The 8910-nt window shown below is 41.9% G+C and carries 14 protein-coding genes; 6 read left to right on the top strand and 8 right to left on the bottom strand.

The genetic code is table 11. The annotated features are described in order from the left end of the window. Positions 1–41: 41 nt before the first annotated feature. The 4 genes from K2Q26_12425 to K2Q26_12440 are packed head-to-tail and all read right to left on the bottom strand — an operon-like array spanning position 42 to position 2372. Complete coding sequence (locus tag K2Q26_12425) at positions 42–236, bottom strand: helix-turn-helix domain-containing protein (GenBank protein ID MBY0316323.1); 195 nt, start codon at positions 234–236, stop codon at positions 42–44. A gap of 39 nt (positions 237–275) precedes the next feature. Next, on the bottom strand, positions 276–1505 hold the full coding sequence (locus K2Q26_12430) for a helicase RepA family protein (protein ID MBY0316324.1): 1230 nt from the start codon (positions 1503–1505) through the stop codon (positions 276–278). Further along, positions 1502–2179 (bottom strand): hypothetical protein, encoded by a 678-nt coding sequence (locus tag K2Q26_12435; protein ID MBY0316325.1) that lies wholly within the window; start codon positions 2177–2179, stop codon positions 1502–1504. The genes K2Q26_12430 and K2Q26_12435 overlap by 4 nt, the downstream gene beginning before the upstream one ends. Next, entirely contained in the window at positions 2139–2372 is a 234-nt protein-coding gene (locus tag K2Q26_12440; protein ID MBY0316326.1) for a helix-turn-helix domain-containing protein, read from the bottom strand. The genes K2Q26_12435 and K2Q26_12440 overlap by 41 nt, the downstream gene beginning before the upstream one ends. Positions 2373–2430: 58 nt before the next feature. On the opposite strand from K2Q26_12440, the gene K2Q26_12445 reads away from it, so the two are divergent. From K2Q26_12445 to K2Q26_12465, 5 genes are read left to right on the top strand one after another with little or no spacing between them, the layout of a single operon-like run. Further along, a complete protein-coding gene (locus tag K2Q26_12445; protein ID MBY0316327.1) occupies positions 2431–3117 on the top strand; it encodes a hypothetical protein in 687 nt (228 codons plus the stop codon). A 1-nt stretch (position 3118) separates the two neighbouring features. Further along, on the top strand, positions 3119–4006 hold the full coding sequence (locus tag K2Q26_12450) for a hypothetical protein (GenBank protein MBY0316328.1): 888 nt from the start codon (positions 3119–3121) through the stop codon (positions 4004–4006). Beyond that, a complete protein-coding gene (locus tag K2Q26_12455; GenBank protein MBY0316329.1) occupies positions 4003–4767 on the top strand; it encodes a hypothetical protein in 765 nt (254 codons plus the stop codon). Before K2Q26_12450 ends, K2Q26_12455 begins: the two co-directional genes overlap by 4 nt. Before the next feature lie 26 nt (positions 4768–4793). Beyond that, entirely contained in the window at positions 4794–5357 is a 564-nt protein-coding gene (locus tag K2Q26_12460) for a hypothetical protein (protein MBY0316330.1), read from the top strand. A gap of 39 nt (positions 5358–5396) precedes the next feature. Then, positions 5397–5954, top strand: coding sequence for a hypothetical protein (locus K2Q26_12465; GenBank protein ID MBY0316331.1), 558 nt, complete (start codon positions 5397–5399; stop codon positions 5952–5954). Between the two features lie 36 nt (positions 5955–5990). On the opposite strand, the gene K2Q26_12470 is transcribed toward K2Q26_12465, so the two are convergent. The 3 genes from K2Q26_12470 to K2Q26_12480 all read right to left on the bottom strand — a co-directional run bounded on the left by K2Q26_12470 (position 5991) and on the right by K2Q26_12480 (position 7365). Then, positions 5991–6488, bottom strand: a complete 498-nt coding sequence (locus K2Q26_12470) for a DUF4468 domain-containing protein (GenBank protein MBY0316332.1) — start codon at positions 6486–6488, stop codon at positions 5991–5993. Beyond that, positions 6485–6778: a helix-turn-helix domain-containing protein gene (locus K2Q26_12475; protein MBY0316333.1), complete on the bottom strand. Its 294-nt coding sequence runs from the start codon at positions 6776–6778 to the stop codon at positions 6485–6487. Before K2Q26_12475 ends, K2Q26_12470 begins: the two co-directional genes overlap by 4 nt. 224 nt (positions 6779–7002) lie before the next feature. Further along, a complete protein-coding gene (locus tag K2Q26_12480) occupies positions 7003–7365 on the bottom strand; it encodes a helix-turn-helix domain containing protein (GenBank protein ID MBY0316334.1) in 363 nt (120 codons plus the stop codon). A gap of 178 nt (positions 7366–7543) precedes the next feature. Here K2Q26_12480 and K2Q26_12485 point away from each other — a divergent pair, with 178 nt between their 5' ends. Next, positions 7544–7708, top strand: coding sequence for a hypothetical protein (locus K2Q26_12485; protein ID MBY0316335.1), 165 nt, complete (start codon positions 7544–7546; stop codon positions 7706–7708). Positions 7709–7964: 256 nt separating this feature from the next. Here the strand turns inward: K2Q26_12485 and map are convergent, their stop codons facing one another. Then, positions 7965–8714 carry a type I methionyl aminopeptidase gene (gene map / locus K2Q26_12490; GenBank protein MBY0316336.1) on the bottom strand — a complete coding sequence of 250 codons (750 nt, stop codon included), beginning with the start codon at positions 8712–8714 and terminating at the stop codon, positions 7965–7967. Positions 8715–8910: the final 196 nt, after the last annotated feature.

The raw sequence follows: 8910 nt of genomic DNA on the forward strand, positions 1-8910 counted from the left end.
TGAAAAGTAAAAATTTCGCTCAGCCTCTGCTGTCGGTAATTCTAGAGATTTATTAGAATTTTATCCGCGGATGCGGGGTAATGTTTCAATACCTCATCGAGGTTAAATCGCAGGGCCCCTCCCACCTTATAGTGTGGTATGCGCCGACGGTGTACCAGGTAGTATATAGTGGATTTAGGAATCCCTAGCGCATTGGAAAGTTGGTCGATTTTCACCAGGTTGTCAGACAGCTTCATTGTCGTTCCCCCATTAGAAATGTAGAAAAGGAACCAATATTAGCCATTGGAAGTTCCTTTTGAGATGTCCTTAGAGGGAACTTCGTAGATAAAGGGGCTATTCTTTTTACCGGTACCCGTCCTGGAAACTTTGCCTTGTTTTTCCAGGACACGAAGTGCTGTTTTCATGGTTTTTGTCTTTCCTGTAACCATCGTCAACAAGTCCGGTTCAGATTGAGGACCCGTATTTTTAAGCGTGGACATTATTCTTACTTCGATTTCGCTTTGGTAAACATGAGTCCTATCTCCCGCACTAGAAAAAGACTTGTCTTCACTCATTTGGATTAAACAATCTTCGACACTATCGCCATACCGCTGGGTAGTACTGAAGTAGCGCTTATTATTGCGGTCTTTCTTTAGAGCGAAGTAAGTATCCAGTGAGGCAAGAAGAGCCGTTGAGCCCAAGATGCTATTATCAGAGTCGGAGTCACCTTTGTTCTGGTGATGAGTGAAAATAATTAGTGAATTCGTTTCTCTTGTGAGCTTAACGAAAGGCTCTAAAGCGTTATATACTTCGGTGTAATCATTTAAATCCTTTACATCCAAAGCCTTCCCTAAAGTGTCTACGATAACTACGCAAGGTGAGTTCTGCTTTACGGATTCCGAAAATGCCTCAAAACCTTTTTCCTTGAGACTTCCATGAAAGATCAAAATATCTTCTTCCGAAGCACTTAAGTTCCGCAAGTCACATTGTAGTTGGCCAAGATTACCCTCAAGTGCCAGATAGATAACCTTATACTTTAGACATTTCCTTCCCAAAAAATCCTGACCTCGCGAAATACACAAAGACATCCATAGCATAAGACTGGATTTTCCAACTTTGGGTTTACTGGCTATCATCGATACGCCGCCTAAACAAAATAGTCCCTCAACTATCCAGATAGGCTTGGGCAGATTTAGTTTTATAAAATCGGACATTGTCCACATCGACAACGCAGAATTTTCCGTACGGCTTTTATTTATCGCCTTCACTGAACTGTTTTTAGACCCGATGTCGCGCTTCCCATACTTAAGAGCCTTGTTATAATTTTCCAGTAAATCTCTTTCCTCCCAGGGAGGAAGGCACCTTTCGTTGTACTCTTTGAGAATTGGCAGCGCGTCCTTCACAGCAAGATTAAAATCCCGCGCTAATATGCAAGCCGTAGTAAAGAGGTTCTTGTATCCCCCGTCTCCCTCAAGTCCGCCCGGTATAAGCCTCACATATTTTCTTGCGCGTTCAACTGGTGTCATTTGTAACCTCCAAACTGTTCCCCAAGCTTCGAAATGATTTCCCAGCAGTGGTATCTTTTATTGGTAATTTCCTTAATGCGTACAAGTCGAGGATTGTTGAGATCTTTTAAATGGTAAAATCCCGGTAGTCGCATCACGCGAGGCAAATCGTTTATCTGACTGTCAGTTTTTAAATAATATGAAAGTTCTCTTTGAACTCCAGAAAAAAGTTCTTTCGGCTCACCTTCGTGCAGGAAATAATAGTTATGCTGCCCTCTCGCAGATTCAAGCATCAGCGACGCAGTGAGATCGAATGGAACGGAGTTCGAATCGTCGGCGTCGGTAAACTGCGCTCTGATTGCAATGATGTTAGACTCTCTGCGACCACGTAAGTCAGTTTTATTGATTGTAACGTAAACTCCCGCTCCCATTTTTTGTAGCCTAGTGAGTTCTGCCAGGTGATCTTTAAATGACCCGTGAAGGATTCTGGAACACTTCCTTTGGGCAACCGAGTATTGCGCTAAGCTTTTATTAAAATCTTCAAAATTTTTAAAATCAGATTCCTTAGGTTTTTTTGAGTCATAGAAAGTTTGAAAAGAAAATCCATCGGCACATGAGTCGAGCGCGTTGAGAAATTCGTGAGCCATATCAAAATCAAACTTCGGCAAATTTGTGATCTCTTCCCCCACGGTCATGTCCTTTGAACTTTGTTAAAAGATCGCCGTAAATCTCATTTAAAGCGTCCACGCATCTTAAACATTCTTCTTCCGTTAATTCGGTAAGGCCACTCTCGTGTGACTGCAGTCGCCATCTTGAAACCTCGGCCAACTGCGCCAATTTAATCTGGCTGATCCCTAATTCTTCTCGCATATATCGTATTGATTTCATTCGAACCCCTTCTCAGCAGCGGCTGCTGCGTGTATAAGAGTCATATCTCGGAGGGCCAATGAGAGATATTTCCGCGTTGGGTGGTTTTTTAGGATATTCGGAAACTACGGACGAACAGCTAAAGGCACATCTTGATGTCAGAGTCGAAGAAGCGACGAATTTACAAGAATTTATGGTCGATAGAGACACCGGTCGAACACTCCTAAATCTCTTTGCCGTCCATATCAGACACTTTAATAATTACCTCCGCAAAAAAGGGCTAACAACGGAAGAGAAAATTCAGTTCGTCGAAAATCTTTTTTGCGCCGGAATGTACCTCATTAGCGCATCAGAAAATAAGAGCGTTAAGGCATTCTCGAAGAGTAAAAATGTAGATCTCGAAGGGAAATACGTTAGCGATGCGGCAAGCGCCATAAATCAGATGAAAAAGCAGTTACAGAAGTTGGAGATTATTACGAACAAAAGGCAGGAGGGATCTTCGAACGTGCATTTTGCGAAATGCCTGATCGACTGCAGTGTTGCTGTTAAGGAGATGAGTATGATCGTCTTAGCTTCCCAACTTCATAACGATTATTTTTCCAAACCTTCCCGATACCTCGAAGAGCTCTACATGGTGTGCGGTAGTATTGAGGAGGTTAGGGCTTTGATAGTTGCGCTCAGGGATGATTTAAAACCCATTTACGATATACCTTCGATCGCTATGGAAAATTTAATTTATAAACGATTAAACGAAATTCAAAAATAGTATGGATGGATTTGCTGTTATCGATACATGTAGCTTGGATAACTTGTTAAAAGATGCTTCCATGTCAAAACGCCTACCAAAAAAATTGCTGGATCTCCAGATTAAACTATTAATACCTTTGGATGCTATAACTGAGATATTCGAGGGTGGAGATGATGAGCGAATCGCAAATAAGATTACAAATTTCGGATTTTTTAAACCACTTATCGATGACAACGTAGTGATTATAACGAAACCAACAGAAGAATGGTTGCGGAAAGAGCTTCGCAGAAATGGTTTGGTGTCGAACGTTCCCACCGCGAAGAACTCACCTAGGTGGCCATACTTATTGAAGACATTAACAGACAAAGCGGAATGTCTATCTTTCTTAAATAAATTAAAAGTCCACAGGGAGGGTGCAAAAATAAGAAAGGAAAATCTACTTAAGGTTGATAAAAAACTGCGATCGAGGGCATTATCCTTTCCCAACGAGGATCTTGCTGAGGCTTTTAATCCCCATGTTCCTCTTCCATTTGGAAAAATGAATTTTTACTACGGTGCTTTCGCTAGGTTGCCCGGATTCAGTAAAAAACGGGCCAGAAAAATTGTAAACTCCAGCGGCATTCGCTTTAACTATCTGCGAACTTACATCAGATTGATTTATTTAAGGGGCGTGGGTAATGCAATTCGTGATTATTCCAAAAATCCAGAACTTTTGTGTATAAAAGATTTAAAAAAGGGTAATTGGGACGATTTGGCATTTATCGTAATGGGTTCCCTTTGCAGCTACTTGATTACAGATGATAACGCTCTTAAAGATTTTAATAATTATCTTAATCAATCTGGCTTCGTTAAGAGCCAAGCTATGTCGCTCAGCGAATTTTTAACACAATCGATAGGTGGAAAATGAAAAAAATTCCTGTGACATCTGATATGCCTGCGCTAGTCGGAAAGACATACCAACTCCTTTGCTCTCTTTGGTGGGAATATAAATTTATAAGAGGTTCTCTAAACTTTCTACCCTTAGAGACTATTACACAGATTAATAAGGTTACGCCAAGATCGTTCATTTTGCCTGATGTGGAGTATGAGTTGGACGATACAACACTTATCGACTTGTTTAAGGATTTTAAAGCCTCTAACACAGTTGAAGCTCAGACTTTCCTAACGATGTTTTCGTTAGCTGAAGAAATTTTGAAAGAATCTGACCCTGATTGTCCATGGGACCTACCCGAATTACCCACGCCTAGCAACTTTCCATATTCTCCGAAGATGACCTTTGCGCAATTTACGAAATACAATAGATCCGCAATCTCAGAAATTCGGGAAACTCGAAACTGCTTCCTCCATAAGTTTGGACGGAAAGATAAAAACTACAGGAATAATCAATCGAAGTATTTTCATTCTCTTGATTCCGAAATGGAAGTGATTCACCTTGCGCTAGGGAACCGGTATCCATACAGCGATTTCGTAAAGAAGCATTTAGAATGTGAGCTTGGATCAAGCCTCGAAATTACACCTCAGTACATCCATCATGTTCAGATGACGCTCTTGGATCATATATCGCTTAAATCAGAATACTTTAGGTATTGGTGCGATGAGGACGCCCAAACTCTGGATGGAGTTTTCCCAACAGGTGGCGAATTCCATCTCCGCCCTACATATTCATGATTTGCAATAAACTGGAAGGTTGATAGATGAATAATGTGGATTACTTAAAATTTACAAGCGAACACATGGAGAGTGAGTTAGGTATTGATCCTTCCTATGCCAGGCGAGTTGGGCCGGGCCTACTGCTACAACTTTATTTGGGCTTAATAACTCGAACCCTCCATTATCACCAGGTCCTCGACGAAATTAATCATTTAGAGGGAAAGGGAATCGGGTCTAGAACTAGGCCCCCGGATCAATTTTTGAAGCTTCCTTTAAAGGGGTTATATAAGAAACATTATTCTCAACCAAATTTTATCCCTCGCAACGTGGCTACGGAAACCAAACAGATTTCGAAAGATGAAGTTGAACGCTGTAAAACATGGGAAGAGATGTGGGCGCTTTATGACCCTGTCAAATTGTTCGAACAGCGTATTGCGCGAAATGCCATGACCGGGCAGTGGATTGTTTTTGCTAAACATGAAAATGAAAATTATTACTTGTGCCTGGGCAGTCATAATGACGATGAAAACATCCTCAAAAATATTAATAAATTTAGCACTCCTGTTTTTTCGTTCTTAGCCGATTATGAAGGACTAGCTGGCACTTAAAGTTTCTGGACTAATTACTAAGTTCGGGTACGATTGGTTATGTTTAATAAAGCTTTGAAATTATTTATTTTAGCTGTTTCGCTTGTAACCTACACATGTAGCTGGGCAGAGGATAAGGGTAAGTCAGCTACGTGCGCTGTTGGAACTCAAGTTGACGGGTTTTTTTCGATAAAAAAAGGCATTACCTCTGCTATGTTCGAAAAGCCCGATAAAAAATCCAAAAGAGTCGTGAATCGCGCGGCGACGGAATTCTTGGGGAAAATTGAATACCGGGAAGTAAATCCGGATTACAAACTGCGAGCTAAGTGTCAACAAGGCGAATGGCTATATGCTCAGATCGTGAGAGCAGACGAGAAGGAAGTAGCTTGGGAATCCGGATGGATCCCTAAATCTAAAACAACAACACTATCGGCTGTCGAACCAGCTAAAAATCTCGCTGCCAAAGACGTAGATGAATGCATTTCCAAAGGCATAAGGTATTTTAAAGGGCTCAAGTCCTATCCTATATTGTCTGATGGAAGAAATTCGGAGTTAGTGGCAAAGGAACGATGTCTCCGAACAAAAGGTGCTTTTGATAGTTCTAATGATCTAAATTAGTTTCGGTATTATTTATGAGTTTTAGATAGTAAACATCTAAAAAGTTTCCGTGTCTTTTGCTAAGCCCTCTAAAATGAAATTCTTTAATTTGTCCGAACATTTTTTAATTGCTTGCTCTTGCCCTTTCGCTTGAGCGATCGGCCTCTGCATGTTTCCACCCAATGTCTGCGCATTGACTCCAGTCATTTCGAGATTCAATTTTACCTTTTTGTCCTTTACGAGGGTCTCAATATTATATTGGATTTCCGTCGGAATCTTACCCGTAGTTATATTAACTACATCGGGCCTTAATAGATCGTCACAAACATGTATCATTCTTGTTATTATGCGCCCCGATTCCTTATCTTGCATTTTGATTGCCTGGTTACTATCCACAAGATTTTTGGAGAAGAACACAAGGGCACTTTGGTAATTTTCGGACTTACTCTTTTTATTCTCAATAACATAGGAGTGGATGAGGTCCTTTTGATCAACTGCCTTGAGGGACATTGCCGCACATCCCGATAGCGTAAGCAACAGCACTAGTTTTTTCATAATTTTCTCCGTTCTATTTTGTGTAACGTCACTCTGACGTCGCCGCTAAAGATTTCCCTTAAGAGCACTTCGCTATCAATTTCATGCGGGTCGTTTTCGCCAAATGCTAATTTATGAAAAGACATCTCGAGAGCTGACGCAACTTTTCGAAGCTGCTGAAGTTTGGGCTCTCGTCCACCGATCCATGCGTGTACGGTAGCTTTCGGCACACCTGCTTTTTTTGCAAGTTCAGTGACAGTTATGCCTCGTTTTAGGCATTCAGATTTTAGAAGTTTAGGCAGATGACTCATATAATATCTTTATTAGGCCGTAGCTTGGACATTCGAGAAAGGCGAATCTCCCGTGAGAGACTCAAAAGCTCTGCAGCGAGACAGTTCCCTGCGGCGGTATATTTGCTTAGAGGCACAGTTGGCTTACCTCTCGAGTCATTTAGTAAGTAATAAACGCATAATAGACAGTTTTCCCGCAAGCGAGACATAATCACTCCTTAATAAGGAGTTCTCTTGCTTTCGAATTAGTCTTTGCTGGGGAGAGCGTAAGCTAAGCGAATAGTTTGAACGTTCGTTGGATCTGATGATTCATCTCTCCATCCGAACCGACTTTTCATATAAAACATCCAAATGCGGCCATTGAGTGAACGTCCCTTTTCAGAGAAAAGTCCGGATAATCCTGCCTCTTCCCAAAAAGCTTCACACTTGGTTTTAGCTATATCTAATGCGTCGGAAAAGTCGGAATGATCTTTACTCCACTGATACACTGTATCCTTTGACACGGAGAGTTTAGCTGCAAATGCAGTTAGCGACTTTCCATCGGACATAAAGTCGATGATTTCGTCGCAATACTCTGTCCTGTATTTTGTCGGGCGCCCAGTGATCATATTAAAATCATAGCATAAAAGTCGAATTTAAGATGGTCGTTTTTTGGTTACAAATACTCCAAAAATCTCCAAAATAGTTCAAAATATTCAAAAACATAAACGCAGGGATCTTCCGGTTAAATATTTACATTTATTAAATTATTCCGTACTTTCAGTAACTAACGTGCTGGGAGCAAATGTGGCTTTTAATAATCTCACTCTCTTCTCCAAATTTAGTAATAGCTTTCTTGAATTCATCTGGGTCATTTATCAAGAACAGACTCAGAGTGAAAGCGCCTACAAAATTATCCGAACGTTCAAAGTTTCAATTCAACCCATCTTGTCCGATGGGTATCGCATTTAGAAAGCAAAATAACATGACTGCAGATTTTGAAACTTGAAACTATAACCCATCTTATCTTAAAGGAAAATCGATAGCGGTGACCAGGGAAAGTCAACTAGAGTTCAATCCCTTGATCTTTGAGGCTATAAATTCCGTAGAGCCAAGACTCTGGGACGTCGTAAAACAAAATCGTCTTCCGAAAGATGCGGGCTACTCGACTGTTCAATTTCATATAATGTAACCACGACAATATGTTCCCTAGAAACCTCTGCAAATGTCATTGAGGTATTGTCATAATCAACGGCTTACCTTTAGTGATGACCATCGTATGTTCGTATTGAGCCGTTAAATACTTTTTATTCGTTGCGAGAGTCCACCCATCACCGGTGTCGAAGACATTTCGGGCTCCGGTGGAGAGAAAGGGCTCGATGGTGATCACCAAATTTTCTGTGAGGACGCGTTTATCTTTAGGATCAAAGTAGCCGGGAATAAAGCCCGGTTCCTCGTGGAGAGCGCGGCCGACGCCGTGGCTTCCGATGTTTTCGATAACCGTGAGTTTATGCTTTTTGGCATGCCCTTCGATGGCTTTTCCGATCTGATTCATCAATTGGCCAGCACGGGCTTGATCGATAGCGAGTTCCAAGGCGCGTTTTGTGGCCAGGCAGAGGTTTTTCTTGATTGAGGATTCGGGCGGAATAATAAACGAGCCACCGGTGTCTGCGAAGAATCCATTGAGTTCCGCAGAAACATCAATATTGACGAGATCCGAAGCGACGAGAATTTTATCGCCGGGAATTCCGTGAGCGGCCTCTTCGTTGACGCTGATGCATGTGGCTCCTGGGAACTTATAGCAAAGTTCGGGAGCGGAAGTGGCTCCGTGAAGTTCCAGATATTTTCGACCGATCTCGTCGAGCTCGCGGGTCGTCATCCCGGGCTCAAGGGCTCGACCCATGGCCTGGAGGCAATTCGCGACGATGCGGCCAATTTTTCTAAGGGCGATGAGCTCTTCTTCGGAATTAATAGACATGAGACCACGCTACCACAAACAGAGTTTTGGGTCATTCGTCAAATACCAGTGACCCGACGTTGAGCCCAGTTAAGGATAAATCGCGGTGGTGCGATACTTAAAGCGAATGTAGTCTCTCGCTGATTTGGCTTTCTTAATATTTTCTCGCAAAACCGAAGCGGCCACGAGGTTATCCGCGTACTCTTCGCCAGTGGCG

The sequence above is a fragment of the Bdellovibrionales bacterium genome (genome assembly GCA_019750295.1).
Classification (GTDB): Bacteria; Bdellovibrionota; Bdellovibrionia; order Bdellovibrionales; family JAGQZY01; genus JAIEOS01.